The sequence below is a fragment of the Streptomyces sp. NPDC048523 genome (assembly GCF_043199815.1).
GTDB lineage: Bacteria > Actinomycetota > Actinomycetes > Streptomycetales > Streptomycetaceae > Streptomyces.
The window spans coordinates 878,646-903,942 of sequence record NZ_JBICWQ010000003.1 but is presented as its reverse complement, the minus strand read 5'-3'; the positions used below and the strand labels follow the sequence as shown (position 1 = coordinate 903,942).

Here is a 25,297-nt window from a genome sequence, read left to right as displayed (position 1 = left end):
CCATGGACATCAAAAGGGACATCAAACTCAAGAACTGCTTCATCGCCGTCGACGACCACGACAAGGCGATCGCGTTCTACCGGGACGTCCTCGGCATGGAGGTGCGGGGCGACGTCGGGTACGAGGGCATGCGCTGGGTGACGGTCGGCTCGCCGCTCCAGCCGGACGTGGACATCGTCCTGGAGCCGCCCGCCGCGGATCCGGACGCGTCACCCGCGGACAAGGAGGCGATGGCACGGCTGCTGGCCAAGGGGTTGCTGCGAGGCGTCAACTTCACCACCACCGACTGTGACGCGTTGTTCGCCCGGGTACGGGAGTCGGGCGCGGAGGTGATCCAGGAACCGACGGACATGCCGTACGGGGTGCGGGACTGTGCGTTCAGGGATCCGGCGGGGAACATGCTGCGGTTCATGCAGGCGCGCTGACCTACGATCGCCGGCATGAGCCAACCCGTCTTGTGGACCCACGCCTTCATTGACCGGCCGTTTGAGCTGTTCGGCCCGGCTTGCGAGTTCTGGGCAGCGGTCACGAACACCCGGTTGTCCGAATTCAGGGGTGAACAGCGGGAGTTCGTGACCCTGCTGCCCAAGGACGCCGAGGCCTGTGTGAAGGTGCAGGGGGTGGTCTCGGGCGAGGGTGGCTCACACCTGGACTTCGCCGTGGAGAACGTGCCGGGCTTCGTCGAGTCGGCGCTCCGCCTCGGGGCAGGGCTCGTCACCGAGCATGCGCACTGGGCGGTGCTGCGCTCGCCCGCCGGGCAGTTGTTCTGCGTCGGGCCTTGGGGGAACAGCGATTCCGTCCGCCCGCCGGTGGTCCACGGCACCCGTCTCGACCAGGTCTGCCTGGACACCCCACCCTCCCTCCACAACGCCGAAGTCGCCTTCTGGACCGCCCTGTTGCCCGACTGGGAGTCGGTGTCCGGCTCGCTCCCCGAGTTCCATGTGCTCAAGCCGCCGGCCGGCCTCCCGGTCCGCATCCTCCTCCAGCGACTCGACGAGGAGCGCCCCGCCTCCGCCCATCTGGACCTGGCCTGCGCGGACATCGGGGCGACGCGGGCGGAACACGAGCGCCGGGGCGCCGAGTTCGTCGCCCAGGGCAGGCACTGGACGGTGATGAGGGACCCGGCAGGCGGCACCTACTGCCTGACGGGCCGGGACCCGGAGACCGGCGGGCTGCCTAGCGGGTCCTGAGGAAGAAGCAGAGGGTCCGGCCCTGCGCGTCGGGCGTGGAGCGGGAGCACGCCCTCTCCCACCCTTGCGGAAGCGAGGGGGTGGGACTCGCTTCCTGCCATACGTACGGCCCCGTCGGCTCCGTCGAGTCCCGCAGCCAGAGTGTGAGCCCGCCCGCGACGACCACGAGAACCGCCCACACCAGCAGGGCCCAGCGCCATGGGCGACGGCGTCCGCTCACCCCCACGGCTCCACGTCGACGACCGCGTCCACCGGGATCGGCCCGTAGACGTGCGGGAACTCCTCGGCGCCGGGCTCGGGGGCCTCGTACTTCAGGGGCACGTCCAGCCGGGCGGGGTCGATGACAAGGAGCACAAGGTCCGGCACATCGGCGAAGAACCGCGCGGCCGTGGCCGGAAGCTGCTCGCGCGTCGAGCAGTGGATGAAGCCCTCCTCCTGGAGGGTGCGACCACGCGTGGAGATCTCGTACGTGCCCCGGACTCGGGCCTCCTCCCAGAGGGAGCGTTCGGTCAGGTGCACGATGGGGTTCGCTGTGGACATGCCGTCACGTTAAGGCCTCAGCCGGGCCGCCCGCCCCTGCAAGTAGCGCTGCTCGGGCAGGCTCAGGGTCTTCGCCGCCGCCGACTCGTACGCGGCACGCGCCGCCTCGTGCGAACCGGCCCGCTCCAGCAGATGCGCGCGCACCGCGTCCAGCCGGTGTCCCAACTCGTCGTCGAGGCCTCCGAGTTCCGCTAGCCCCGCCTCCGGGCCGCGCACCATCGCGACCGCGACCGCCCGGTTCAGCCGCTCCACGGGCCCCGGAACGAACCGTACGAGTACGTCGTAGAGCCCGAGGATCTCCCGCCAGTCGGTCGCCTCCGACGAGGGCGCCTCGTCGTGTACGGCGGCGATGGCCGCGCGGATCTGGTAGGGCCCGGCACGGCGGCGGGCCAGCGCACGGGTGACCAACGCGACGCCCTCCTCGATCGCGGCCTTGTCCCAGCGGGTGCGGTCCTGCTCGTCGAGGGGGACCAGGTCGCCGTCCGGGCCGGTGCGGGCCTCGCGGCGGGCGTCGGTGAGGAGCATCAGGGCGAGCAGGCCGGCGATCTCGCAGTCCTCGGGGAGGAGCCGGTGGGCCGTGCGGGTCAGGCGGATCGCCTCGCCGGCGAGGTCGCGCCGCTGCAGGGCCGGTCCGGAGGTCGCCGTATGGCCCTCGTTGAAGATCAGGTAGAGGGTGTGCAGGACGGCGGGCAGCCGTTCCTCCCAGTGGTCGGGCCGCCCGAAGCCGACGCCCCGCACCTTCTGCTTGGCCCGGCTGATCCGCTGGGCCATGGTCGCCTCGGGGACGAGATACGCCCGGGCGATCTCCGCCGTGGTCAGACCGCCGACCGCGCGCAGGGTGAGCGCGATCTGCGCGGACGCGGTGAGCTGCGGATGGCAGCACAGGAACAGCAGGGACAGGGTGTCGTCCGCGCGCGGCGCCCGGTCGGTGACGGCCGTGTCGCGCACGCTGAGCACTGCCACCCGCTCCTCCCGGGCCCGCCGCGCCTCCTCCGCCCGCAGGGTGTCGGTCAGCCGCCGCGAGGCCACCTTGATGAGCCACCCGCGCGGATTGCCGGGCACCCCCGACGCCGGCCACTGCCGGGCCGCGGCGAGCAGTGCCTCCTGTACGGCGTCCTCGGCGGCGTCGAAATGGCCGTACCGCCTGACCAGCGCGCCGAGGACCTGCGGCGCGTGCAGGCGCAGCAGGTCCTCGGTCTCGCTCGTCGGCCGCACGGTCCTCAGATGTCCCCGGCGCCATCCAGGATGGGCCGGATCACCACCGGGTACTCGGGGGCGCCGGCGGGCTGGGGGCACTGGGCGATGCGCTCGGCGATCTCCGTGACACGCTCCAGGCTCTCGCACTCCAGGACCCAGTAGCCGCACAGCAGTTCCTTGGTCTCGCTGTAGGGCCCGTCGGTGATCACGGCCTTGCCGTCCGCGTCCCGGCTGACGTGCCGGATCTTCGCGGGCTCGGCGAGGCCCTGTGCGTCGAGCATCTCGCCGGTCTCGGAGAGGTCGTCGTTGATGGCGCTCATGAAGGCGTACATCGTCTGGATCTCCTGCTCGCTCCAGACCGGGGAGTGCTCGGAGCCCTTGCCGCGCATGGCCTCGTAGTCGGCCTGTGTTCCCTGCACCATGACCAGGTACTTCATGATTCCGCTCCTTCGGCTTCGGTCGGTCCGGCCACCCGGTGGGGCGGCTCTCACCGGGGACGTCGTAGCCGGGGACGGATTCTCGACACGGGTTCAGGAACTTTTTTCCGCGGGTGCGCCGCCGCGGTCCTCGTCGGACTCGGCGGCCCGGTCGGCGCTCGCCTCGCACTCGGGGTTGTGGCACGGGCCGCCCGTCCACACGGGGACCCACGCACCGAGCGTCTTGTGACGCCGTACGACTGTCTCGACCGGCTGTCCGCAAACGGGACAGACGCGTTCGTCGCTGCCCATGCCTTCAGGGTAGGACGAGGGGGGCGCCGGCGCCTGCCGCTGTCGGCCTCTGCGTCTTCCGGTGCTCGCCTGTGAGGGGGCACGCGGGCTGACGGCTCCACATCCGGCCGGCCCCCGACCCGGACAATCTCGCCGAACTGACCTGATGGCCCGCGCGACCCACGACCGCTGGGCTATTCGGTCCGAGCGTGCCTGGGGGAGGGCATCCGGTTCCACCGCCAGGCGGGCCTGCCGTTGGAGTACCTGACGCCGTCCGGGGCGCTGCGGCTACCGCCGCGTGGGCGCGACCAGGCCCCCCACCCGGCCCTACCGCGAAGCGCGCGGTTCGCGCCACATCGGCCACATCCGGGGTCCGTCAGGCAGTTCGAGCGGCCGCTCCACCAGCTCGAACCCGAGCCGCTCGTACAGCCCGCGGCTCCGCGCACTGCTCGCCTCCAGGTAGGCCGGCACCCCCTCCCGGTCGCACCGCTCCAGAACCGACCCGATGAGCGCGGTCCCGAGCCCCTCCCCCTGCCGCCCGGGAGCCACGCCGATCATCCACAGGTACTCATGGGCCCGCCCGGCCGGATGCACCTCGGCCGTGAGCCGCCCGATCAGCTCGATGCGCTCGTTGTCCGGGTCGAGAGCCTCCCGCAGCGCGGCGAACTCGTCCTCGCCATCATGCTCGTCACCCCCGTCCGCCGGGACGGGCAGCCACAACGCGCACGCGCTCCCGTCCTCCGTGACATCCACCCGCCCCTCGGCCATCACGATGTCCACGAACGCGGCCATCAACCGGGGATGCGTCGCACGGCGGTACTGCTCCTCCGGAAAGATCCACCCACTGACCGGATCGTCCTGGAAAGCCGAGTCCAACAGCCACGTCACCCGCTCACGATCGCTTCCGTCGGCCGTCCGTATCGCCACGCCCATGGCCCACCCCTTCAACTCAACCACCGTTGGTCACAAGGGTGTTGAGACTATCCGGTGAGCATGCCTAACGGGCCCCGCACACCGTGGGGATGTGCGGGACCCTCAGGACCGCGGTGCCGGGCGCCCCGGAGTCCTCAGGCGCTGCGCCGGGTCACGAACTCCGCGAGGGAGAGCAGTCCTCCCGCCGCCTCCGGATCGGGCACCGCACGGGCCAGCTGCCCCATCGCCCGGGCCATCCGGTCGGCCGCCTGCGCCTGCGCCCAGTCACGACCGCCCGCCGCCTCGACCGCGAGGGCCGTACGCGCCAGGTCCGGACGGGCGTACGGCGCCGCGTACAGCTCGGCCAGTTCGGCGGCCGCGGCCGTGCCCGAGGTGAGCGCGGCCACCACCGGGAGGGATTTCTTGCGGGCGGCGAGGTCCGCGCCGGCCGGTTTGCCGGTGCGGCTCGGGTCGCCCCATATGCCGATCACGTCGTCGATGAGCTGGAAGGCGAGCCCCGCCTCCCGGCCGAACGCGTCCATCGCCCCGACGTCCTCGGCGGACGCGCCCGCGTACAGCGCGCCGAGCGCACAGGCACACCCCAGCAGCGCGCCCGTCTTGGCCTCCGCCATCACGAGCACCTGGTCGAGGGTGACCTCGCCGGGACCGAGCTCCTGCATGGCGGTGTCCTCGTACTGGCCCTCGCACAGCTCGACGACACAGTCCGCGAGCCGGGCCGCGGCCGCTCCCGCCGCGGGGTGCGGGTCCTCGGCCAGCAGCCGCAGCGCCAGCGCCTGGAGGGCGTCCCCGGCCAGGATCGCGGCGGCGTCGCCGAACACGGTCCACGCGGTGGGGCGGTGCCGGCGGGTGGTGTCGCGGTCCATCACGTCGTCGTGCAGCAGCGTGAAGTTGTGGATCAGCTCCACCGCCACGGCCGCCCGGACGGCCGCCGCCCGCGCCCGGTCCCCGCCGAGAGCGGCGGCCGCCGTGAGCACGAGTGCGGGCCGTATCGCCTTGCCCGCGTTGCCCGCCGCGGGAGTGCCGTCGGCGTGCTCCCAGCCGAAGTGGTAGAGCCCGACCCTGCGCAGGGAACCGGGCAACGACTCCAGCGCGGACCGCAACGCGGGGTCGACCGACGCCCGGGCCCGCTCCAGAATCACCCCGGCCTCGTGCCCGTCGTGCGGATGCGGCTTGGGTGGGTCGCCGGGGCTGGGCAGCGGGCGGGTCTCCCCGGCCGGTGCTCCCACCCCGGTCCACCCGGTGGCGGGCGCCTCCGTCCCCCCGGTGGCCGACGGCCGCACCTCCACTCCCCCAACGGCCCGTGTCCCCGTCCCCCCAGCAGCCCGAGCCTCCATCGCGCCACTGCCCGGCGCCCGCCCCTCCGCCCCCTCTGTCGCCACCGCCTGTGTACCCGTCGTGAACTCGGCCATGGAACCCCCCTCGGTCAGGCCGCGGACGGTGGTGCTTCCGCTGTGGGCGGGCGCGCTCCTGCGAGGTGTCTCCACCCCGGTGACCGGCCGGGGTGTACCCGCCGAGGTGGGCGGGGACACGGCTCCCGGGCGCAGGAACGTCACCTCCAGCGGCCGATCTCGACGTTCTCCAGGACCCCGAGCGCGTCCGGCACCAGCACGGCCGCCGAGTAGTAGGCCGTCACCAGGTACTTGATGATCGACTGTTCGTTGATGCCCATGAACCGCACCGACAGACTCGGCTCGATCTCGTCCGGGATCCCGGCCTGCTGGAGGCCGATGACGCCCTGGTCGGCCTCACCGGTACGCATGGCGATGATCGACGTGGTCCGCTCCGAGGTGACCGGGATCTTGTTGCACGGGTAGATCGGCACCCCGCGCCAGGTGGGGATGCGGTTGCCGCCCACGTCGATGGTCTCGGGGACCAGTCCGCGCTTGTTGAGCTCACGGCCGATCGCGGAGATCGCGCGCGGGTGGGCGAGCAGCAGCTTGGTGCCCCGGCGGCGGCTGAGCAGTTCGTCGAGGTCGTCGGGGCTGGGCACGCCGTCGTGGGGCTGGAGCCGCTGGTCGTACTCGCAGTTGTTCAGCAGACCGAACTCACGGTTGTTGACGAGCTCGTGCTCCTGGCGCTCCTTGAGTGCCTCGACGGTCAGCCGGATCTGCTGTTCCGTCTGGTTCATCGGCTGGTTGTAGAGGTCGGCCACACGCGTGTGGATGCGCAGGACGGTCTGGGCGATGCTGAGTTCGTACTCGCGGGGCCGGGCGTCGTAGTCGACGAAGGTGTGCGGGATGTCGGGCTCGCCCTCGTGGCCCGCCGCGAGGTCGATCTCCTTCTCGCCGTACTTGTTGGTGCGCTGCGAGGGGATCGCGCGCTGTTCCTGCAGGTGCTCGCGCAGGGCTTCGGAGCGCTCCGCCACCTGGTCGACGTCCTGGCGGCGCAGCACGAGGACCGTGCAGACGGTGGCCGCGCGGGCGGTGTACTCCCAGATGGCGTCCGGGTCGAGGAGCGCCTGGTCACCGAAGTAGGCGCCGTCGGCGAGGACTCCGAGCACCGCGTCGTCGCCGTAGGGGCCGGTGCCGACCTTCTCCACCCTGCCGTGGGCCAGCAGATACACCTCGTCGGCCTGGGCGCCGAACGAGGCGATCACCGAGCCCTGGGTGAACTCCCGCTGTTCACAGCGCTGGGCGAGTTCGGAAAGCACCTCGTCGTCCTCGTACGACCTGAGCGCCGGCAGCTCGCGCAGCTCGTCGGGGATCACCTCGACGCGGTCCCCTGTCTTCACGAAGGTCACCCGGCCGTCGCCCACGGCGTAGCTCAGGCGCCGGTTCACCCGGTACGTACCGCCCTGTACGTTCACCCAGGGCAGCATGCGCAGCAGCCAGCGCGAGCTGATCTCCTGCATCTGGGGTGCGGACTTGGTGGTGGTGGCCAGGTTCCGCGCGGCCGCTGTGCCGAGACTCTGCTGCGGCCGGCCCTGCTCGGTGCGGACCTCTTCGCCTACCGACATAAGGAATTGCCCTCCCGGTACATGCCCGGACGCGATGTACGCCCGGGCATCGATGTGCAGGAGCAAGCCTTCCTCACGGAGCGTGCTGATGCTATTACCCGAAAGAGCGGGAATGGATCACCGCGGCGTTGGGCATATGCGCGGTTCCTATCCCCTGACGTCCAGTCAATTCCACTTTTCTGAACGGAATTTGACTGTCCGAATCGGCTCGCACGCTGTGCGGCCCAGGAGTCGGAGTCCGCCGCTTTCGGTACAAGCACCAGGAGGACCGGCCGCGTTCGGCGGCCGGCACGCAGCGCGAAGGAGGCAGCCATGGCCTCACCCATGTCCGCGGGCAGATTCCTGGCCGTCCTGCGGGCGGAGGGCGCCACCGTCGTCGAGGTCGGCGACTGGGAGCACCACAACCGCAACCACGTCGGCGCCTGGGGACCGGTGCACGGCGTGATGATCCACCACACGGTGACCAAGGGCAGCGCGGCGACGGTGGAGTTGTGCCGCAAGGGCTACACCGACCTGCCGGGGCCCCTGTGCCACGGCGTCATCACCAAGAACGGCACTGTCCATCTCGTCGGCTACGGCCGTGCCAACCACGCCGGTCTCGGCGACGACGACGTCCTGCGCGCGGTGATCGCGGAGACGGCCCTCCCCGTCGACAACGAGGCCAACACCGACGGCAACCGCCACTTCTACGGCTTCGAGTGCGAGAACCTCGGCGACGGCGAGGATCCCTGGCCGGCCGCCCAGCTGACGGCCATCGAGCGGGTCTCCGCGGCGGTGTGCCGCCACCACGGCTGGACGGAACGGTCGGTCATCGGCCACCTGGAGTGGCAGCCGGGCAAGGTGGATCCGCGGGGCTTCACAATGGCCTCGATGCGGGGCCGGATCCGGCAGCGCCTGAACTGACCGCGCAGGTCACAATGGGGGCGTGACCGGTCTCGACACCCTGCGCCCCCGCCTCCCCTCGCCCCTGCAGGAGCTGTCGGACCCCCGCTTCGCCCGGCGTGGCGTGCGCCTTCTCCTCAAGCGCGACGACCTGATCCACCCCGAGCTGATCGGCAACAAGTGGCGCAAGCTCGCGCCGAACCTCACCGCGGCGGCCGGCCGTACGCTCCTCACCTTCGGCGGCGCGTACTCCAACCATCTGCGCGCCACGGCCGCCGCGGGCCGCCTGCTGACCCTGCCCACGGTCGGGGTGGTCCGCGGTGAGGAACTCGCCGACCGTCCCCTGAACCCCTCCCTCGCCCGGTGCGCGGCCGACGGCATGCGACTGCACTTCGTCGACCGGGCGACGTACCGCCGCAAGACCGAACCGGACATCCTCGCGCGCGTGCTGCGCGCGGCGGACGCCGAGGACGCGTACGTCGTTCCGGAGGGCGGCAGCAACCCCCTCGCCGTACGAGGATGCCGGACACTGGGCGAGGAGCTGGCGGGGCGGGCCGATGTCGTCGCGATCGCCTGCGGCACCGGCGGCACCCTCGCAGGCCTGGCGGCCGGGCTGGCCCGGGATCAGCGCTGCCTGGGCATCCCGGTCCTCAAGGGCGGCTTCCTGCCCGCCGACATAGAGGCTCTGCAACGCCGCGCCTTCGGTGCCCGACGCGGTGACTGGACGCTCGACGACCGCTTCCACTTCGGCGGCTACGCACGTACACCCCCCGAACTCGACACCTTCGCCGAGGACTTCGAGCACCGTCACGGTGTCCCCGTGGAACGTCTCTATGTCGCCAAGTTGCTCTACGGACTTGTCACCCTCGCCGATGAGGGTGCCTTCCCGCGCGGGACGACGCTGGCAGCCGTGGTCACCGGCCGTCCCTTCCCCTGACGTCCACCCGGTCGGTCCGGCCGGCTCTACTCGGCGGCCTCCCGGTACGCCGCGGCCTCCTCCAGGTCCAGCCTGCGCAGCAGTGTCCGCAGCATCTCGTCGTCGATGTAGCGGTGGTCCCGCAGCTTGACGAACACCGCGCGCTCGGCGCCGATCATCTCGCGGGACAGCCGGCGGTAGGTGTCGTCGACGGTCTCGCCGGTGAGCGGGTTGGACTGGCCGAGGCGCTCCCAGACGGCGTTGCGGCGGCGCTCCAGAACCATGCGCAGGCGGTCGGCGAGGGGCGGCGGGAGGGCGTTGTGCTCGTCGGCGAGGAGTTCGTCCAGGCGGCGCTCGGCGGCCCGCGAGGCCTGCGCCTGGGCATTGGCCTCGGCGAGGGTCTCGGCCTGCTGGTCGCGGCCGGGGAGCTTGAGCAGGCGGATCAGCGGGGGCAGGGTGACGCCCTGGACGACGAGGGTGCCGATGACCGTCGTGAAGGTCAGGAAGAGGATCAGGTTGCGGCCCTCGAACGGCTCGCCGTCGTGCAGGTGCTCCGGGATCGAGAAGGCGATCGCCAGCGAGACCACGCCCCGCATCCCTGCCCAGGCGATGACGAAAGGCGCCTTCCAGGTGGGGTTGTCCTCACGCGCGCGGATCCGCGCGGACACGATGCGCGGCAGGAAGGTGGCCGGATAGACCCACACGAACCTCGACGCCACGACCAGGAGGAAGACGGCGATGGCGTACCAGGCGGCGGGGCCGCCCTCGTACTCCCCGAGGCCCCTGAGCACAACGGGCAGTTGCAGCCCGATGAGGGCGAACACCGACGACTCCAGAACGAAGGCGACCATTTTCCAGACGGCGTCCTCCTGGAGGCGCGTCGCGAAGTCCACCTCCCACGCGCGGTGTCCGAGGAAGAGGGCCACGACGACCACCGCGAGCACGCCGGACGCGTGGAACTGCTCGGCCGCCGCGTAGGCGACGAAGGGGATCAGCAGGGAGAGCGTGTTCTGCAGCAGCGGCTCCTTGAGGTGCGTGCGCAGCCAGTGGATCGGCACCATCAGCACCAGTCCGACCACGACCCCGCCGACCGCCGCGAGCAGGAACTCGCCGATACCGCCGGCCCAGGTGGCGCCCTCGCCGATCGCGGCCGCGAGCGCGACCCGGTAGGCGGTGATCGCGGTGGCGTCGTTCACCAGGGACTCGCCCTGGAGGATGGTCGTGATCCGGGAGGGCAGCCCCACGCGGCGTGCCACCGCCGTCGCCGCGACCGCGTCCGGCGGCGCCACCACCGCGCCCAGCACCAGCGCCCCGGTCAGCGAGAGGCCCGGCACGATCCGGTACGCCGCCCAGCCGACGAACAAGGTCGCGAAGAGCACGTATCCCACCGACAGCAGCGCCACGGGCCGCATCTGTGCCCTGAGGTCGAGATAGGAGCTGTCGGTGGCCGCGGAGTGCAGCAGCGGCGGCAGGATGATGGGCAGCACGACGTCCGGGTCGAGCGTGTACTCGGGGACCCCGGGAACGTACGAGATCAGCAGGCCGGCCGCGACCAGCAGCAGCGGCGCGGGAATCGGGGTGCGCCGGGCGGCCGCGGCGATCGCCGCGCTCCCCGCCACCAGCAACAGCAGTGGCATCACGTCCATGGCCCTCGCCCGCCCTCGCTCATCGTCGTGCGCCCGCCCTCTTTTTCCGCGCGGCCGCCCTCGCGGCCGTCGTAACCTGGCAATCATGAAACAGTGCACGCACGCCGACGCGCTGCCGCACCCCGAGCCCGAGCCGCTCAGCGAGACGTGCCCGGAGTGTCTGAGGGACGGTACCCACCCGGTACAACTACGCCTGTGCCTGTCCTGCGGTCACGTCGGCTGCTGCGACTCCTCGCCGGGACAACACGCGACGAAGCACCACAAGGACTCCGACCACCCGGTCATGCGGACCTACGAACCCGGTGAGAACTGGCGTTGGTGCTTCGTGGACCACGTGCTTGTGTGACCCTGGACCTCCGGGTTCCAGGACGGTTCGACCGTCTGACGTCTGGGTACGTCAACCCGGCGCGCGTTCTTCCCAATTGGAGCCGCAAACCCCTAGACACGGAGCGTGTCCACAGTTTTACTGTGAGTGACGGCAAGGGGGTGGGGTCCCGGGGACAGGAAAGTCGAGAGCGCGGTAGCGTCACCGCTGAACCACACGTCGCGTTACTCCGGGGGGCGACCCTCGGCCCCCGTAAAGCTTGTACCACCTTGGAGGTGAGGGTGTCCCAGATCGCAGGCGAGCCCGCGACCCAGGACTTCGTGGAAGTCCGGCTGCCGGCCGCGGGTGCCTACCTGTCGGTGCTGCGGACGGCCACGGCCGGCCTCGCAGCCCGTTTGGACTTCACCCTCGACGAGATCGAGGACCTGCGCATCGCGGTGGACGAGGCCTGCGCGATCCTGCTCCAGCAGGCCGTGCCCGGCTCGGTGCTCAGCTGTGTCTTCCGACTCGTCGACGACTCGCTGGAGGTCACCGTCTCCGCCCCGACCACGGACGGTCACGCACCGTCACGGGACACGTTCGCCTGGACCGTCCTCTCGGCCCTCGCGGGCAAGGTCTCCTCGGCCGTGGACGAGGACAAGACCGTTTCGATCAGCCTCTACAAACAGCGCGGCGCGGGACCCGGGCCGGCGTGAGGAACGGGGACGGGCCGGTGCGGGACGAAGAGCGCGGCACAAGGGAGCTGCCGGCCGAGGACGGACACCGTCCTCCCTGCCCGAGCGGCGCCGACAGCCTGGGCGACGACGGCCCCGGCGGTGCCCGCCGCATGGCGGACGGCATCGACGGCATCCCCGAGCAGGCCCGGCCGCATCCGGAGGAAGACGTCGTCGACACGACGGCGCCCGGCCTCCCGGACGACGGGCAGCGAGAGCGGAAGGGTGCCGTGCAGGGTGCGCCTCCGGCAGGGCGGGACGGGGTCCTCCCGGTGCCGACGGAGGCGAGGGCTCGTGGAAGGGCGACGGGCGGGACGATGAGCGAGCACGAGCGAAACGCAGAGGACGGCGCGGCGGGCGCGAACAACACGCCGGTCCCGAGGCACGACCCACAGGACCGCAGCGGGGCGCGAGCCCTGTTCATCGAGCTGCGCGCGCTGAAGGACGGCAGCCCGGAGTACGCGGAGCTGCGCAACCAGCTGGTCCGGATGCACCTGCCGCTCGTCGAGCACCTCGCGCGCCGCTTCCGCAACCGCGGCGAGCCGCTCGACGACCTGACCCAGGTCGCCACCATCGGCCTGATCAAGTCGGTCGACCGCTTCGACCCGGACCGCGGAGTGGAGTTCTCGACCTACGCGACCCCCACGGTCGTGGGCGAGATCAAGCGCCACTTCCGTGACAAGGGCTGGGCGGTCCGGGTGCCCCGGCGCCTGCAGGAACTGCGCCTGGCCCTGACGACGGCCACCGCGGAGCTCTCCCAGCAGCACGGCCGCTCCCCCACGGTCCACGAGCTGGCCGAGAAGCTGGCCATCTCGGAGGAGGAGGTCCTGGAGGGTCTGGAGTCCGCCAACGCGTACTCCACGCTGTCCCTGGACGTCCCCGACACGGACGACGAGTCGCCGGCGGTGGCGGACACCCTCGGCGCGGAGGACGAGGCGCTGGAGGGCGTCGAGTACCGGGAGTCGCTCAAGCCGCTGCTCGAGGATCTCCCCCCGCGCGAGAAGCGCATCCTTCTCCTGCGCTTCTTCGGCAACATGACCCAGTCGCAGATCGCGCAGGAGGTCGGCATCTCCCAGATGCACGTCTCCCGCCTGCTGGCCCGCACCCTGGCCCAGCTCCGGGAGAAGCTGCTGGTGGAGGAGTAGGCCACCGGCCTGCTCCGGGGGACCGACGCCTCGTGCCGGTGCACGGCCGGTCGGGGAAGCCCGTCGCCGCAGCCCGGCCCTGCGAACCAGGCCCGGGGCCGATCACCGTCTCTCCCGGCCCCGGACCGTCACCGCAGTTCTGCCGTCCCTACGGCCGCTTACCCGCCACCGCGGTCGCCACACCTGGGACCAGCGGCAACGTCGGTCCGTCGACACCGCACCCGGCACTCGGGCGGAACAGCCCAGCTCGCCGCAGCCGGCCCTACGGCTACTGCTTGCCGTCCTGCGCCCGGCCCGGTCCCCTGATCCCGAGCGCCTGGGTCGTGGCCGGGTTGATCAGCAGGACCAGCGCGGCCACCGCGACGACCGCGAGGGCGATGCCCGCCGGGATCGCCACGCTGTCGGCCTGGAGGAGGTTGTAGGCGACGGGCAGCGCCATGATCTGGGTGATGACGGCCGGGCCCCGGCTCCAGCTGCGCCGGCCGAGCAGCCCGCGCGCGGCGAGGAGCGGCAGCAGGGCGAGAACGATCAGCGTGACGCCTCCGGTGACGGCCGACTGCCGGTCGTCCGGGTCACCGGCCAGGCCCTCCACGAGCATCCAGACGCCTCCGGCGACGAGCGCGAGCCCTTCCAGGCCGGCCAGGACGGCGGCGTACGTCAGGCGCCGCGGGCGCGGACCGGCGGTTTCGGCGGACGAAGGGGTGGCGGGGGTCTGCTCGCTGCTCACTCCTGAAGAGTAGCCCTCGCGCCCGAAGCTTCCCGGGTGAGGCGCGGGCAACGCACACCGCCGCGCGCGGGTTGCCCCACGCCCCCGTGGCAAGGTTCACGCTCCGAAGTCTTACGTGATCCCTACCTCGACCTGTGCCCGGTACCACCCAGTAGGTACGCTGCAACCCATGCGTGCACTTCTCGTGGTCAATCCGGCGGCAACCACCACAAGCGCACGTACGCGCGATGTACTGATCCACGCGCTCGCGAGCGAGATGAAACTGGAAGCGGTCACCACCGAGTACCGCGGCCACGCGCGCGACCTGGGCCGCCAGGCGGCGGAGAGCAAGGACATCGACCTGGTCGTGGCCCTCGGCGGCGACGGCACCGTCAACGAGGTCGTCAACGGCCTCCTGCACGCCGGCCCCGACCCCGAGCGCCTCCCCGGCCTCGCCGTGGTCCCCGGCGGCTCCACCAACGTCTTCGCCCGCGCCCTCGGTCTGCCCAACGACGCCGTCGAGGCCACCGGCGCCCTCCTGGACGCCCTGCGCGAGGGCAGCGAGCGGACGGTCGGCCTGGGGCTGACCGCGGGGACGCCCGGCACCGAGGACGAAGCCGTCCCGGAACGCTGGTTCACCTTCAACGCGGGGCTCGGATTCGACGCCGGTGTGGTCGGCCGGGTCGAGCAGCAGCGGGAGCGCGGCAGGAAATCCACCCACGCTCTCTACGTCCGCCAGGCACTGCGCCAGTTCTTCGGCGAGGCGCACCGCCGGCACGGCACGATCACCGTGGAACGTCCGGATGCGGAGCCGGTGACCGATCTGGTCCTTTCCATAGTCTCGAACACCTCTCCGTGGACCTTCCTGGGCAATCACCCGATGTACGCGTCGCCTAAGGCCTCGTTCGATAAAGGCCTGGACATACTCGGTCTCAGCCGTATGACGACGACCGCGATCGCCCGATATGGCACCCAGTTGCTCACTTCGTCCCCCGAACGCGGCCCCCATGGCAAGCACGCCGTGTCCTTGCACGACCTGGACCGCTTCACCTTGCATTCGAAGGTCCCCCTACCCCTCCAGATGGACGGCGACCACCTCGGGCTGCGTACGAGCGTGACGTTCACAGGCGTACGCCGTGCACTGCGTGTGATTGTGTGAGCAGAAGAGGCTAAACTCCTTTCACTCGAACGTTTAGGCCAGGGTCCACCCCATGGAAGTACGGCTGTGACCTAGTCGACACCGAGGAATCAAAAAAAACTTTCCAGAAGGGGTTGTATCCGCCGCTGAGGTTTGCGAGTCTCTACGTGGCGGTCGGGACAGCCCGCAACACCGGCGTCCACAGGCCACCGGAACCCCTCTTCAATCCACAGGACCACGCCGAGGAAGACTCGGTGGACGGCCCTTCACTTGTTGAGGGATTCGTGAAAGCGTTCACATTCACAAGCAACTTGCACGTAATACCAAGGAGAGGTAGCAGCCATGGACTGGCGTCACAACGCCGTTTGCCGCGAGGAAGACCCCGAGCTCTTCTTCCCCATCGGCAACACCGGTCCTGCGCTGCTGCAGATCGAGGAAGCCAAGGCCGTCTGCCGTCGCTGCCCCGTTATGGATCAGTGTCTGCAGTGGGCGCTCGAGTCCGGCCAGGACTCCGGCGTCTGGGGTGGTCTCAGCGAGGACGAGCGTCGCGCCATGAAGCGCCGTGCCGCCCGCAACCGGGCCCGTCAGGCTTCTGCCTGACACCCGCCCCTAAAACAGCCTGAGCTTGGCGGCGCGTACACCGCGTACGCTTCTCCCGCCCCCGAGCCGCAGCGCGCAGTACCCCCGATGCGCAGCAAACGCTGGCAACGAGCATGTGAGCCCCGGACCCCTGAACGGTCCGGGGCTTTTTGCTGTGCCGGCGCCCCGCCCCGTGTGCGGATCTACTTGTGCGCCTGCACCGGGACGTCCAGGATCACCCGGGTGCCACCTTCCGGTGCCCGGACCATGTCGAACGTACCGCCCAACTCGCCCTCCACCAGCGTCCGTACGATCTGCAGGCCCAGGTTGCCCCCGGTGTGCGGGTCGAAGCCCTCGGGCAGACCGACGCCGTCGTCCTGGACGGTGACGAGGAGGCGGGCCTCCTTGGTGGTGCCGCCGCGGACGGCCGAGACCTCGACCGTGCCGGTCTCGCCCTCGCGGAAGCCGTGCTCCAGGGCGTTCTGGAGGATTTCCGTGAGGACCATGGACAGCGGGGTGGCGACCTCGGCGTCCAGGATGCCGAAGCGTCCGCTGCGCCGGCCGGTGACCTTGCCCGGGGAGATCTCGGCGACCATGGCGAGCACCCGGTCGGCGATCTCGTCGAACTCCACGCGCTCGTCAAGGTTCTGAGACAGCGTCTCGTGCACGATCGCGATCGAGCCGACGCGCCGTACCGCCTCTTCGAGGGCCTCCCGGCCGCGGTCGGACTCGATGCGCCGGGCCTGCAGGCGCAGCAGGGCCGCCACTGTCTGGAGGTTGTTCTTCACCCGGTGGTGGATCTCCCGGATGGTCGCGTCCTTGGTGATCAACTCGCGCTCGCGGCGGCGCAGTTCGGTCACGTCCCGTAGCAGGACCAGTGAACCGATGCGGATGCCCTTGGGTTTGAGCGGGATCGCCCGGAACTGGATGACCCCGTCGTGTGCCTCGATCTCGAATTCACGGGGCGCCCAGCCGCTGGCGACCTTGGCGAGCGCCTCGTCCACCGGGCCGCGGGTCGGGGCGAGTTCGGCGGTGGTCCGGCCGAGGTGCTGGCCCACGAGGTCGGAGGCGAGGCCCATGCGATGGTAGGCGGACAGGGCGTTCGGGGAGGCGTACTGGACGATGCCGTCGGCGTCGAGGCGGATCAGGCCGTCGCCGACGCGCGGGGCCGCGTCCATGTCCATCTGCTGGTTGGGGAACGGGAAGGAGCCGGCCGCGATCATCTGGGCCAGGTCGGACGCGCTCTGCAGATAGGTCAGTTCGAGTCGGCTCGGGGTGCGGACCGTCAACAGGTTGGTGTTGCGCGCGATGACACCGAGGACGCGCCCCTCCCGTCGTACCGGAATCGACTCGACGCGGACCGGGACCTCCTCGCGCCACTCCGGGTCGCCCTCGCGCACGATCCGGCCCTCGTCGTGCGCCGCGTCCAGCAGGGGGCGGCGGCCGCGCGGGACCAGGTGGCCGACCATGTCGTCCTGGTAGGAGGTGGGGCCGGTGTTGGGCCGCATCTGGGCGACGGAGACATAGCGGGTGCCGTCGCGAGTGGGCACCCACAGCACGAGGTCGGCGAAGGAGAGGTCGGAGAGCAGTTGCCACTCCGAGACCAGCAGATGCAGCCACTCGAGGTCGGAGTCGTCGAGTGCGGTGTGCTGGCGGACCAGTTCGTTCATGGAGGGCACGGGTGCGAGCGTACCTGGGGGTATGTGAGTGACCTAAAAGCACCGTCCTGAAAACACCCGCGGGCCGCGGCGCCTGGGAAGGACCCTCAACCTTCCCGGCACCGCAGCCCGGAGCAATATCGGCCGTGGGGTGTGCGGTCCCGGTCGGCCGAAGGATGAGGAGCCGGGGCAGTCAGGGCAGAGAGCTCCGGTTCCTCGGTCCGCCTTCCTGTGCGGGGAAGACGGAAGTCACGGTTCAATTGTGGACTAGACCACTAGGTGTGTCCATGCGTTGGAGCCTGTTTGTTGTTGGAGCTTTCCCCCGCCGGACTCACCTAGTCGGACGTCCTCACACCCTCCACGCAGCCTAACGCGTGTGGGTTCATGTGCGGGGCCAGATGGCCATGGCAATTTCCGCGACCGCCTCCAATTCCTCCCGGCTCGCGCCGTCGCGCGCCTGTTGGGACATGCCCTGGATGACCGCGCCGGCATGCCGGGCGAGCGCGGCGGCGTCGGTTCCGGCCGGGAGCTCACCTGCGGCGATTCCCGCTCTTATACGGCTCTCAAAGGCGGCGATGTTGGCGTTGCGCCGCGCCCGCAGCGACTCCTCGACCTCGGGGGTGGAGCAGTTGGTGGCGGCATGGATCACCAGGCAGCCGTGCGGGCGGCCGGGGGCCGTGTACTCGGCCGCGGCCTCGCGCAGCGTCCGCTCCACCGCGGCCCGGGCGGTGGGTTCCTCGGCGAGGGCCCGGTCACCGAAGGAGCCGTACCGCTCTCCGTACTCCCGGACGACCTCGTCGAACAGGGACCGCTTGTCACCGAAGGCCGCGTAGAGGCTGGGGGCCCCGATGTCCATGACGCGGGTGAGGTCGGAGACGGAGGTGGCTTCGTACCCGTGCTCCCAGAAGGCCAGGATCGCCTTCTCCAGCGCGGTCTCGCGGTCGAAGGAGCGGGGACGGCCACGCGGCCTGGATGTCCTGGACGCCTTGGGGGCGGGCCCGACCCGCGCTTCGGTGTCCTCGCTGCTCACCATGGAGTGAATTGTATAGCGGGTACTAGAGAAACTTCCGGCGCCTGCTGTACGGTTTTCTGTAGCGACCATTAGACAATGTGAGGGGGCGCCGACATGGGCGTGCTTGCGGGCAGGACAGCTCTGGTCACGGGTGCGAGCAGGGGCATCGGGCGGGGGATCGCCGAGCGGCTGGGGCGGGACGGCGCGCGGGTCGCGGTGCACTACGGCAGAAGTGAGGCGGCGGCGAAGGAGACGGCCGCCGCGATCGAGGCGGCCGGCGGCTCCGCCTTCACGATCGGGGCCGAGCTGGAGACACCGGGAGCCGTCGAGGCCCTCTGGGAGGAGTTCGACCGGCACGCGGACGGGCTGGACATCCTGGTGAACAACGCGGGCATCGGCAGCTCACGTCCCATCGAGGAGATCGACGAGGAGGAGTACGACCGTCTCTTCACGGTGAATGTGAAGGCCCCGTTCTTCCTGGTCAAGGAGGGCGCGATACGGCTGCGCGACGGCGGCCGGGTCATCAACATCTCGTCGGGACTCGCCCGCACCGCGGCCATGCCGCACAACATGGCCTACGCCATGACGAAGGGCGCACTGGACGTGTTCTCCCGGGATCTGTCCAAGGTGCTGGGCGCCCGGGGCATCCGGGTCAACTCGGTGGCACCGGGCCTGGTCGACACGGACAACACCGCGGAGTTCCTGCATGGCACCGAGGGCAGCTGGGCGCAGGCGGAGGCCTATTCGGCGCTCGGGCGGGTGGGGACCCCGGCCGATGTCGCGGACGTGGTGGCCTTCCTGGCCTCGGACGACGGGCGGTGGGTGACCGGGAGCTGGGTGGACGCGACGGGGGGTTCGATGCCGTGAGCCGCCGGGCGGGGCGCAGTGCGGGTCGGTCGCCTTCGCCAGGGCTCGCCTGTGTCTCCGTCACCCTCGAAGGGCGCGCGGCGCGTCCGGGTTCTGGCCGCGGGTGACGGTCACCTCGCGGCCGGGAGTTGATGGGGGTTGATCTCCAGGACGGGCCGGCCGGGTGCGGACGGCCGACCTGACTCCGGGGGACGACCACGACCAGGTGCGAGCCCCGCCCGCGCAGTGGGTCGAGGACGGACTGGAGGGCCCCGCCCGCGGCGCCTCACCCTTGCCATCAGTGACGACCGCGACGACGGGCGAGACGTTGCCGACCATGGCGAGGGCTGTGCGGCAGGTCGGCGCCGGAGTAGGCGAGGGCGGGTGTCGTGACGGTGGTCATGGCCCTGTTCCCACTCCCCGTTCCGCTCCCCGCACGGAACGCCGCCTGTCCTTGACGCGGCGCGGGGGCGGCCTTCCGGGACCTGGGCCGGGGAACCCGATTCTGTTAGATTGGTCTACACCACATGGGCCGTACCGGGGGTCCGGTCGAGCCCTCTCCGTTCAGACCGTTTCGACAGATCAGACCGTTTCCTCAGATCGGCAGGCCCAGCGTGGAAGTTGTCATCGTTCCGGATGCCAAGGCGGGTGGCGAGCTCATCGCCGAGGCCATGGCCCAGCTGCTTCGGCGCAAGCCCGACGCCCTGCTCGGTGTGGCAACCGGCTCCACCCCGCTGCCCGTCTACGAGGCCCTGGCGGCGAAGGTGCGGTCCGGTGCCGTGGACGCCTCGCGGGCGCGGATAGCCCAGCTCGACGAGTACGTGGGGCTGCCGGCCGAGCATCCGGAGTCGTACCGTTCGGTGCTGCGGCGCGAGGTGCTGGAGCCGCTGGGCATACCGATGGCCTCCTTCATGGGGCCGGACGGGACGGCTCAGGACATCACCGCTGCGTGTGCGGCGTACGACGCGGCGCTGGCCGATGCCGGGGGCGTGGATCTGCAGCTGCTCGGGATCGGGACGGACGGGCACATCGGGTTCAACGAGCCGTGTTCCTCACTGGCCTCGCGGACCCGGATCAAGACCTTGACCGAGCAGACGCGGGTGGACAACGCGCGGTTCTTCGAGGGGGACATCTCGCAGGTGCCGCACCATGTGATCACCCAGGGGATCGGGACGATTCTCGAGGCCCGGCATCTGGTGCTGCTCGCCACGGGTGAGGGGAAGGCCGACGCGGTGGCTGCGACGGTGGAGGGACCGGTGGCCGCGGTCTGTCCTGCGTCGGCGCTGCAGCTGCACCCGCATGCGACGGTCGTGGTCGACGAGGGGGCCGCCTCCAAGTTGAAGCTGGCGGACTACTTCCGGCACACGTTTGTGAACAAGCCTGACTGGCAGGGGATTTAAGACCCTGCACGCCAAGGTGCCGGTTCCCTCACAAGGAACCGGCACCTGTCTGTCGTACCCCCTACTCCCCCGCGATGACCTCCGCCGCCGCCCTGCCGCACACCCTTGCCGCGCCGTGGGTCGCGATGTGCAGGGCTCCTCGGGCGGGGGCCTGTGGCAGGCCCATTTCGATCACGATCGTGTCGGGACGGGTTCTGAGGACGGTGTCCAGGGCCGCCCCCATCCACGGGTGGCGGTGTTCGTCGCGGACCACGGCCACGATGCGCCGGGGGCCGGCGGCGGCCAGGGTGGCGAGGCCCGCGTCCTCGCCGGCGAAGCTGCCCGTCTCCGTGCCCGGGAGCAGCCGGGCGAGTTCGGCGGCGGCGCCCCAGGGCGTCTCGTCGCCGACGGCCACGTTGGCCACCGGGGTGAAGGCGGCGACATAGGGCGCCGTGGTGAGGGGGGTGAAGCCGTCCGCGCCGGTGATGCGCAGCGCCCTGCGGGCCGCACGCAGTCCCACCTCCTCGTCGGCCGCCAGCTGTGACTCGGCCGCTCCCGCCGCCGTCCAGTGGGCCAGCGTGCGCACGCGTTCCGCCGCCTCCGCGAGCCGCTGCTCGGGGAGTTCGCCCGAGCGCACGGCCGAGACCAGGGCGTCGCGCAGGCGTCGTACCGTCTCGTCGTCGGCGAGGCCGCCGCCCACGCAGATGGCGTCGGCGCCGGCGGCGACGGCCAGGACGCTGCCGCGCTCGATGCCGTAGGTGCCGGCGATGGCCTGCATCTCCATGCCGTCGGTGACGATGAGGCCGGTGTAGCCGAGTTCACCGCGCAGCAGGTCGGTCAGCACCTTGGGGGACAGCGTGGCCGGGCGGTCCGGGTCCAGGGCGGGGACCAGGATGTGGGCGGTCATCACCGCCCGGGTGCCGGCGGCGATGGCGGCGCGGAAGGGCCGCAGTTCCCGCTCCAGGAGTACGGCCTCGTCCACGTCGATGCGCGGCAGGGCGTGGTGGGAGTCGATCGCGGTGTCGCCGTGGCCCGGGAAGTGCTTCGTGCAGGCGGCGACGCCCGCCGACTGCAGCCCCGTGACATAGGCCGCCGTGTGCCGGGCGGCCAGGTCGGAGGCGGCGCCGAAGGAGCGGACGCCGATCACCGGGTTGGACGGGTTGGAGTTCACGTCGGCCGACGGGGCCCAGTTGAGGTTGACCCCGCAGGCCGCGAGGCGCCGGCCGAGCTCCGCGGCCACCGCGCGCGTCAGGTCCACGTCGTCCACCGCGCCCAGGGCGTGGTTGCCGGGGAAGGAGGAGCCGGTGCGCACCTCCAGGCGGGTCACGTCACCGCCCTCCTCGTCGATGGCGACCAGGACGTCGTCGCGTTCGGCGCGCAACTGGCCCGTCAGGGAAGCCAGTTGTTCGGGCGTGGCGATGTTGCGGCCGAACAGGCCGACCGAGGCGAGGCCCTCGCCGAGGCGGCGCAGCAGCCAGTCGGGGGCGGTGGTGCCGGTGAAGCCGGGCTGGAGGACGGTGAGGGCGTCCCGCGTCAAGGTGTCTGTGCCGCTGGCGAATGTCGTCATCGGGGGGCGTTATCCCTTCACGGCGCCCGCGGTGAGACCCGCGGCCATCTTGCGCTGGACGAGGAGGAAGAGGACCACGATCGGCACGGCCATCATGGTCGAACCGGCCATCATCGGGGCGTATTCGGTGCCGTTCTTGGTGCTGAAGTTGCCGAGCCAGACGGTCGCGGTCTGGTTCTTCTGGCTGAGCAGCATGAGGGCGTAGAGGTACTCGTTCCAGGCCTGGATGAAGGCGTAGACCGAGGTGGCGACCATGCCGGGGGCCAGCAGCGGGAAGACCACGCGCAGGAAGGCGCCGGTGGGCGAACAGCCGTCGACCATCGCCGCCTCCTCCAGCTCCTTCGGGATGTTGACGATGAAGCCGCGCAGGGTCCACACCGTGAAGGGGAGGATGAAGGTCAGATACGTGATGATCAGGCCCGACAGCTTGTCGTACTGGTCGAGGTCGTTCAGGAGCAGGAAGACCGGGATGATCATCGCGACCAGCGGGACCATCTGCACCGCCAGGATGCCCACGATCACGATCTTCCGGCCGCGGAAGGCGAACCGGGAGATGGCGAGCGCGGCCAGCGTGCCGACGACGATGCCGATCACCACGACCGACAGGGAGACGATCAGGCTGCGGCCGACCGGGCCCCAGAAGTCGGCGATGTCCAGTGCGCGGCTGAAGTTGGAGAAGGTGATGCCGGTCGGCAGCAGGCTCGGATCCGGGTCGATCGCGTCCTTCGCCGGCTTGAACGCCGTGTTGAGCATCCAGTAGACCGGGAAGCCGGCCGTCACGAAGACGAGGAGGCCGACGAGGTTCCAGCCGAGCCTGGACTTCCCGCGGCGACGGCCGCCGGCCGTGGCGAGCGCACTCATTCGACCTCTCCGATCTTCAGCATCTGACGCATGTAGACGGCGACGACCCCGAGCAGCAGCAGCACGGTGATGAGGGCGATCGCCGAGCCCTGCGCGTAGTCGTTGACCACGAAGGCACGGTCGTAGGAGTAGGTGGTCAGGATCTGGAACTCCTCCTCCGGGTGACCGTTGCGCATCACGAACACCTGGGGGAAGACGCCCATGTCCCAGATCACCGACAGGGTCGTCAGCATCACGATGATCGGCTTGAGGACGGGCACGGTGACGTACCGGAACACGCCCCAGGCGTTCGCGCCGTCCAGCCGGGCCGCCTCCTCCAGCTCCGCCGGGACCTGGGTGAGTCCGGCGCTGAGCGTGATGACGACGAAGGGCACCGCGCCCCACACCACGAGCAGCATGATCACGGCCAGGCCCTGGGGGCCGCTCGCGAACCAGTTGTGGCCGATCATCTCGACGCCGGGCAGCTTGCTGAGCAGCGCGTTGAGGATGCCGTAGTCCGCGTCGAACAGCCACTTGAAGACGGTGGTGGCGACGATGATCGGCATGCCCCAGCTGGCCACCAGGGCGATGTTGATCAGGGTCTTCACCCAGCCGGAGACCCGCTGGAGCAGCAGCGCGATCAGCATGCCGATGACCATGGTGAGGATGACGCAGCCGGCCGCGAAGACGATGGTCCGCACGACGACCGCCCAGAACTCGCTGTCGCCCAGCACGCCCGTGAAGTTGTCGAAGCCGACCCACTCGGCCGGCTGGAAGCCCCACAGCTGGGACTGCCCGAACTTCTGGAAGGACAGACCGACCAGACGGACCATCGGATAACCGAGGACCAGCACCAGGATCAGCAGGCAGGGGGCGAGCAGCAGCCAGGGCGTCGCGCTGAAGGTCCGCTTTCTGCCCGGTGGGGCCGGCCTGGACGGCGGGGGTACCGACATCGGCGGCGGCACCTCGGTGGGGGTGGTCGTGTCTGCGGCACTCATGGCGCGCTCCTCAGCGGTCCCTCTGGTCGTACGAGAGCGTTGCCCGCACGGTCCGGTCCTACGAAAGCGAAGCCCGCACGGTCGTACGGGAGGCAGGGCCCCGCCGGTGTCAACGGGGCCCTGCTGCCGGTCACTTGGTGTTGATGACCTTGTCGATCGCGGTGTCCGCGTCCTTCGCGGCGGCCTCGACCGACTTCTTGCCGGTGCCGATGTTCTGGAGCATGGTCTGCAGGACCTGCGCCTTCTCCACCTGGCCCCAGCCGGGTGCCATCGGCACGAACCAGTTGGACTCGGCCGCGGTGGCCGGGACCGCCGTCGCCGGGTCCTTCTTCAGGGTGGCGAGGTCGGTCTTGTTGTTGGGCAGGTTGCCCTTGGCGATGAGGCCCTTCTGGCCGGAGGGACCGGTGAAGGCGTTGATCCACTCGGCGGCGACGGCCTGCGCCTTCGACTTCACCGGCACGGCGAGGTCGGACCCGCCGAGGAAGACGGGCAGGTTCTTGCCGGACGGACCCGGCATCACGAAGTTCTCGAGGTTGTCCTTGAGCTTGCCGGTCTTGTCGTTCTTCGGGTCGGCCGAGGTCGCCCCCTCCCAGGCCGCGCCGAAGATCATGGCGGACTTGCCCTGGCCGTAGACGATGTAGCGGTCGGACTCGTCCTTGGTCTTGTCGCCGTGCATGTACTTGTCGACGACGTTCTTGAACTCGGTGAGGCCCTTGACCGACTCGGGCGAGGAGAGGTTGGCCTTCCACTGGCCGCCCGACTCGACCGCGATGGAGCCGCCGGCGTCGTAGACGAAGGACATGGCCGCGTACCAGTCACGGGTGGGCTGGTACCACGCGGAGAACTTGTCGCCCTCCTTCTTCTGGACCTTGTCCAGGGCGGCGGTGAGTTCCGCGTAGGTCTTCGGGGTGGACTTGACGCCGACCGAGGCGAAGAGGTCCTTGCGCCAGTTGCCGACCCGGCCGCCCGCGTAGTACGGGACGCCGTAGGTCTTGCCGTCGTAGGTCACCGAGGCCTTGAGGCCGTCGAGCCAGGCCGACGAGTTGGTGAACGCCGACGTGTCCAGGGGTGCGAAGGCGCCCTTGACCATGTAGCCGAGCATCTCGGTGTTGCCCATCTCGACGACGTCGGGGGCCTTGTCGGTGGCGAGGACCGCGTCGAGCTTGGTGTTCTTGTCCGGCCAGCCGTAGTACTCGTGGTTGATCTTGATGCCGGGGTGCTTCTTCTGGACCGCGGCGTCCGCGGCCTTCACCAGCCCGGGCCAGTTGTTCTGGGCGTCGACGGTGAGCCAGACGGTCAGCTCCTTGGCGTCCGCGCCGCTGTTGTCCGAACTTCCGCTGTCGCTGCCCCCACATGCCGCGACGGAGACCATCATGCCCGCGATGCCGATCGCGGCTGCCAGCTTGCGCTTCACGCCACCCTCC

At 70.5% G+C, this 25,297-nt stretch carries 26 protein-coding genes and 1 pseudogene; 11 read left to right on the top strand and 16 right to left on the bottom strand.

From position 1 onward, the window contains the following. Nucleotides 1–2: 2 nt before the first annotated feature. Together ACGFWE_RS20010 and ACGFWE_RS20005 are read left to right on the top strand one after the other, a co-directional pair. Nucleotides 3–425: a VOC family protein gene (locus ACGFWE_RS20010; protein WP_352390214.1), complete on the top strand. Its 423-nt coding sequence runs from the start codon at nucleotides 3–5 to the stop codon at nucleotides 423–425. A gap of 15 nt (nucleotides 426–440) precedes the next feature. After that, complete coding sequence (locus tag ACGFWE_RS20005; protein WP_352390215.1) at nucleotides 441–1,190, top strand: VOC family protein; 750 nt, start codon at nucleotides 441–443, stop codon at nucleotides 1,188–1,190. A gap of 216 nt (nucleotides 1,191–1,406) precedes the next feature. On the opposite strand, the gene ACGFWE_RS20000 is transcribed toward ACGFWE_RS20005, so the two are convergent. The 7 genes from ACGFWE_RS20000 to ACGFWE_RS19970 all read right to left on the bottom strand — a co-directional run bounded on the left by ACGFWE_RS20000 (nucleotide 1,407) and on the right by ACGFWE_RS19970 (nucleotide 7,523). Next, nucleotides 1,407–1,730: a DUF952 domain-containing protein gene (locus ACGFWE_RS20000; RefSeq protein WP_352390217.1), complete on the bottom strand. Its 324-nt coding sequence runs from the start codon at nucleotides 1,728–1,730 to the stop codon at nucleotides 1,407–1,409. 9 nt (nucleotides 1,731–1,739) lie between these two features. Further along, the gene (locus ACGFWE_RS19995) at nucleotides 1,740–2,945 is read right to left on the bottom strand and encodes an RNA polymerase sigma factor (protein WP_393600600.1); all 1,206 of its coding nucleotides are present in this window, start codon (nucleotides 2,943–2,945) and stop codon (nucleotides 1,740–1,742) included. 5 nt (nucleotides 2,946–2,950) lie between these two features. Next, nucleotides 2,951–3,364: a YciI family protein gene (locus ACGFWE_RS19990; protein ID WP_352390219.1), complete on the bottom strand. Its 414-nt coding sequence runs from the start codon at nucleotides 3,362–3,364 to the stop codon at nucleotides 2,951–2,953. 93 nt (nucleotides 3,365–3,457) lie between these two features. Beyond that, a complete protein-coding gene (locus ACGFWE_RS19985; RefSeq protein WP_352390220.1) occupies nucleotides 3,458–3,655 on the bottom strand; it encodes a hypothetical protein in 198 nt (65 codons plus the stop codon). 306 nt (nucleotides 3,656–3,961) lie between these two features. Continuing rightward, nucleotides 3,962–4,567: a GNAT family N-acetyltransferase gene (locus ACGFWE_RS19980; protein WP_393600599.1), complete on the bottom strand. Its 606-nt coding sequence runs from the start codon at nucleotides 4,565–4,567 to the stop codon at nucleotides 3,962–3,964. 134 nt (nucleotides 4,568–4,701) lie between these two features. Then, the gene (locus ACGFWE_RS19975; protein WP_393600598.1) at nucleotides 4,702–5,976 is read right to left on the bottom strand and encodes a family 2 encapsulin nanocompartment cargo protein polyprenyl transferase; all 1,275 of its coding nucleotides are present in this window, start codon (nucleotides 5,974–5,976) and stop codon (nucleotides 4,702–4,704) included. Between the two features lie 140 nt (nucleotides 5,977–6,116). After that, nucleotides 6,117–7,523, bottom strand: coding sequence for a family 2B encapsulin nanocompartment shell protein (locus ACGFWE_RS19970; protein ID WP_352390223.1), 1,407 nt, complete (start codon nucleotides 7,521–7,523; stop codon nucleotides 6,117–6,119). A gap of 312 nt (nucleotides 7,524–7,835) precedes the next feature. Here ACGFWE_RS19970 and ACGFWE_RS19965 point away from each other — a divergent pair, with 312 nt between their 5' ends. Next, nucleotides 7,836–8,426, top strand: a complete 591-nt coding sequence (locus tag ACGFWE_RS19965; protein WP_352390224.1) for an N-acetylmuramoyl-L-alanine amidase — start codon at nucleotides 7,836–7,838, stop codon at nucleotides 8,424–8,426. Between the two features lie 22 nt (nucleotides 8,427–8,448). Beyond that, the gene (locus ACGFWE_RS19960; protein WP_393600597.1) at nucleotides 8,449–9,342 is read left to right on the top strand and encodes a 1-aminocyclopropane-1-carboxylate deaminase/D-cysteine desulfhydrase; all 894 of its coding nucleotides are present in this window, start codon (nucleotides 8,449–8,451) and stop codon (nucleotides 9,340–9,342) included. 26 nt (nucleotides 9,343–9,368) lie between these two features. On the opposite strand, the gene ACGFWE_RS19955 is transcribed toward ACGFWE_RS19960, so the two are convergent. Further along, entirely contained in the window at nucleotides 9,369–10,967 is a 1,599-nt protein-coding gene (locus ACGFWE_RS19955) for a Na+/H+ antiporter (protein ID WP_393600596.1), read from the bottom strand. Nucleotides 10,968–11,052: 85 nt separating this feature from the next. Between ACGFWE_RS19955 and ACGFWE_RS19950 the strand changes: the two genes are divergently transcribed. From ACGFWE_RS19950 to ACGFWE_RS19940, 3 genes are all read left to right on the top strand, one after another. Further along, nucleotides 11,053–11,313: a UBP-type zinc finger domain-containing protein gene (locus ACGFWE_RS19950; RefSeq protein ID WP_352390227.1), complete on the top strand. Its 261-nt coding sequence runs from the start codon at nucleotides 11,053–11,055 to the stop codon at nucleotides 11,311–11,313. 260 nt (nucleotides 11,314–11,573) lie between these two features. Next, the gene (locus ACGFWE_RS19945; protein WP_004925829.1) at nucleotides 11,574–11,987 is read left to right on the top strand and encodes an anti-sigma regulatory factor; all 414 of its coding nucleotides are present in this window, start codon (nucleotides 11,574–11,576) and stop codon (nucleotides 11,985–11,987) included. Nucleotides 11,988–12,004: 17 nt separating this feature from the next. After that, nucleotides 12,005–13,150 carry a SigB/SigF/SigG family RNA polymerase sigma factor gene (locus ACGFWE_RS19940; RefSeq protein WP_352390228.1) on the top strand — a complete coding sequence of 382 codons (1,146 nt, stop codon included), beginning with the start codon at nucleotides 12,005–12,007 and terminating at the stop codon, nucleotides 13,148–13,150. Nucleotides 13,151–13,418: 268 nt separating this feature from the next. Here the strand turns inward: ACGFWE_RS19940 and ACGFWE_RS19935 are convergent, their stop codons facing one another. Continuing rightward, nucleotides 13,419–13,877: a hypothetical protein gene (locus ACGFWE_RS19935; protein ID WP_352390229.1), complete on the bottom strand. Its 459-nt coding sequence runs from the start codon at nucleotides 13,875–13,877 to the stop codon at nucleotides 13,419–13,421. A gap of 169 nt (nucleotides 13,878–14,046) precedes the next feature. Between ACGFWE_RS19935 and ACGFWE_RS19930 the strand changes: the two genes are divergently transcribed. Then, nucleotides 14,047–15,015: a diacylglycerol kinase family protein gene (locus ACGFWE_RS19930; protein WP_352390230.1), complete on the top strand. Its 969-nt coding sequence runs from the start codon at nucleotides 14,047–14,049 to the stop codon at nucleotides 15,013–15,015. A 321-nt stretch (nucleotides 15,016–15,336) separates the two neighbouring features. Further along, complete coding sequence (locus tag ACGFWE_RS19925; protein WP_006142322.1) at nucleotides 15,337–15,594, top strand: WhiB family transcriptional regulator; 258 nt, start codon at nucleotides 15,337–15,339, stop codon at nucleotides 15,592–15,594. Nucleotides 15,595–15,776: 182 nt separating this feature from the next. Here the strand turns inward: ACGFWE_RS19925 and ACGFWE_RS19920 are convergent, their stop codons facing one another. Both ACGFWE_RS19920 and ACGFWE_RS19915 read right to left on the bottom strand, forming a co-directional pair. Continuing rightward, nucleotides 15,777–17,252 carry a PAS domain-containing sensor histidine kinase gene (locus ACGFWE_RS19920; RefSeq protein WP_352390231.1) on the bottom strand — a complete coding sequence of 492 codons (1,476 nt, stop codon included), beginning with the start codon at nucleotides 17,250–17,252 and terminating at the stop codon, nucleotides 15,777–15,779. 361 nt (nucleotides 17,253–17,613) lie between these two features. Continuing rightward, nucleotides 17,614–18,264: a TetR/AcrR family transcriptional regulator gene (locus ACGFWE_RS19915; protein ID WP_352390232.1), complete on the bottom strand. Its 651-nt coding sequence runs from the start codon at nucleotides 18,262–18,264 to the stop codon at nucleotides 17,614–17,616. A gap of 93 nt (nucleotides 18,265–18,357) precedes the next feature. Here ACGFWE_RS19915 and ACGFWE_RS19910 point away from each other — a divergent pair, with 93 nt between their 5' ends. Then, nucleotides 18,358–19,110, top strand: coding sequence for an SDR family oxidoreductase (locus ACGFWE_RS19910; RefSeq protein ID WP_393600595.1), 753 nt, complete (start codon nucleotides 18,358–18,360; stop codon nucleotides 19,108–19,110). A 49-nt stretch (nucleotides 19,111–19,159) separates the two neighbouring features. Here ACGFWE_RS19910 and ACGFWE_RS19905 read toward each other — a convergent pair. Beyond that, a pseudogene (locus ACGFWE_RS19905) lies at nucleotides 19,160–19,498 on the bottom strand (glucosamine-6-phosphate deaminase); the annotation flags it as partial. Between the two features lie 205 nt (nucleotides 19,499–19,703). On the opposite strand from ACGFWE_RS19905, the gene nagB reads away from it, so the two are divergent. Next, on the top strand, nucleotides 19,704–20,489 hold the full coding sequence (gene nagB, locus ACGFWE_RS19900) for a glucosamine-6-phosphate deaminase (protein ID WP_352390234.1): 786 nt from the start codon (nucleotides 19,704–19,706) through the stop codon (nucleotides 20,487–20,489). A gap of 61 nt (nucleotides 20,490–20,550) precedes the next feature. Here nagB and ACGFWE_RS19895 read toward each other — a convergent pair whose 3' ends face one another. The 4 genes from ACGFWE_RS19895 to ACGFWE_RS19880 form a co-directional block, all read right to left on the bottom strand. Continuing rightward, on the bottom strand, nucleotides 20,551–22,035 hold the full coding sequence (locus ACGFWE_RS19895) for a glycoside hydrolase family 3 protein (protein WP_393600594.1): 1,485 nt from the start codon (nucleotides 22,033–22,035) through the stop codon (nucleotides 20,551–20,553). 9 nt (nucleotides 22,036–22,044) lie between these two features. After that, on the bottom strand, nucleotides 22,045–22,896 hold the full coding sequence (locus ACGFWE_RS19890; RefSeq protein WP_352390236.1) for a carbohydrate ABC transporter permease: 852 nt from the start codon (nucleotides 22,894–22,896) through the stop codon (nucleotides 22,045–22,047). Next, nucleotides 22,893–23,873 carry a sugar ABC transporter permease gene (locus ACGFWE_RS19885; protein WP_352390237.1) on the bottom strand — a complete coding sequence of 327 codons (981 nt, stop codon included), beginning with the start codon at nucleotides 23,871–23,873 and terminating at the stop codon, nucleotides 22,893–22,895. The genes ACGFWE_RS19890 and ACGFWE_RS19885 overlap by 4 nt, the downstream gene beginning before the upstream one ends. A 130-nt stretch (nucleotides 23,874–24,003) precedes the next feature. Then, entirely contained in the window at nucleotides 24,004–25,287 is a 1,284-nt protein-coding gene (locus tag ACGFWE_RS19880; RefSeq protein ID WP_352390238.1) for an extracellular solute-binding protein, read from the bottom strand. Between the last annotated feature and the right edge of the window lie 10 nt (nucleotides 25,288–25,297).

Excerpts from the sequence above, each read along its gene's own strand:
- ACGFWE_RS20010 (WP_352390214.1), top strand. The coding sequence starts at position 3 with ATGGACATCAAAAGGGACATCAAACTCAAGAACTGCTTCATCGCCGTC.
- ACGFWE_RS20005 (WP_352390215.1), top strand. The coding sequence starts at position 441 with ATGAGCCAACCCGTCTTGTGGACCCACGCCTTCATTGACCGGCCGTTT.
- ACGFWE_RS20000 (WP_352390217.1), bottom strand. The coding sequence starts at position 1,730 with ATGTCCACAGCGAACCCCATCGTGCACCTGACCGAACGCTCCCTCTGG.
- ACGFWE_RS19990 (WP_352390219.1), bottom strand. The coding sequence starts at position 3,364 with ATGAAGTACCTGGTCATGGTGCAGGGAACACAGGCCGACTACGAGGCC.
- ACGFWE_RS19985 (WP_352390220.1), bottom strand. The coding sequence starts at position 3,655 with ATGGGCAGCGACGAACGCGTCTGTCCCGTTTGCGGACAGCCGGTCGAG.
- ACGFWE_RS19980 (WP_393600599.1), bottom strand. The coding sequence starts at position 4,567 with ATGGGCGTGGCGATACGGACGGCCGACGGAAGCGATCGTGAGCGGGTG.
- ACGFWE_RS19975 (WP_393600598.1), bottom strand. The coding sequence starts at position 5,976 with ATGGCCGAGTTCACGACGGGTACACAGGCGGTGGCGACAGAGGGGGCG.
- ACGFWE_RS19970 (WP_352390223.1), bottom strand. The coding sequence starts at position 7,523 with ATGTCGGTAGGCGAAGAGGTCCGCACCGAGCAGGGCCGGCCGCAGCAG.
- ACGFWE_RS19965 (WP_352390224.1), top strand. The coding sequence starts at position 7,836 with ATGGCCTCACCCATGTCCGCGGGCAGATTCCTGGCCGTCCTGCGGGCG.
- ACGFWE_RS19955 (WP_393600596.1), bottom strand. The coding sequence starts at position 10,967 with ATGGACGTGATGCCACTGCTGTTGCTGGTGGCGGGGAGCGCGGCGATC.
- ACGFWE_RS19950 (WP_352390227.1), top strand. The coding sequence starts at position 11,053 with ATGAAACAGTGCACGCACGCCGACGCGCTGCCGCACCCCGAGCCCGAG.
- ACGFWE_RS19930 (WP_352390230.1), top strand. The coding sequence starts at position 14,047 with ATGCGTGCACTTCTCGTGGTCAATCCGGCGGCAACCACCACAAGCGCA.
- ACGFWE_RS19925 (WP_006142322.1), top strand. The coding sequence starts at position 15,337 with ATGGACTGGCGTCACAACGCCGTTTGCCGCGAGGAAGACCCCGAGCTC.
- ACGFWE_RS19915 (WP_352390232.1), bottom strand. The coding sequence starts at position 18,264 with ATGGTGAGCAGCGAGGACACCGAAGCGCGGGTCGGGCCCGCCCCCAAG.
- ACGFWE_RS19910 (WP_393600595.1), top strand. The coding sequence starts at position 18,358 with ATGGGCGTGCTTGCGGGCAGGACAGCTCTGGTCACGGGTGCGAGCAGG.
- ACGFWE_RS19895 (WP_393600594.1), bottom strand. The coding sequence starts at position 22,035 with ATGACGACATTCGCCAGCGGCACAGACACCTTGACGCGGGACGCCCTC.
- ACGFWE_RS19890 (WP_352390236.1), bottom strand. The coding sequence starts at position 22,896 with ATGAGTGCGCTCGCCACGGCCGGCGGCCGTCGCCGCGGGAAGTCCAGG.
- ACGFWE_RS19885 (WP_352390237.1), bottom strand. The coding sequence starts at position 23,873 with ATGAGTGCCGCAGACACGACCACCCCCACCGAGGTGCCGCCGCCGATG.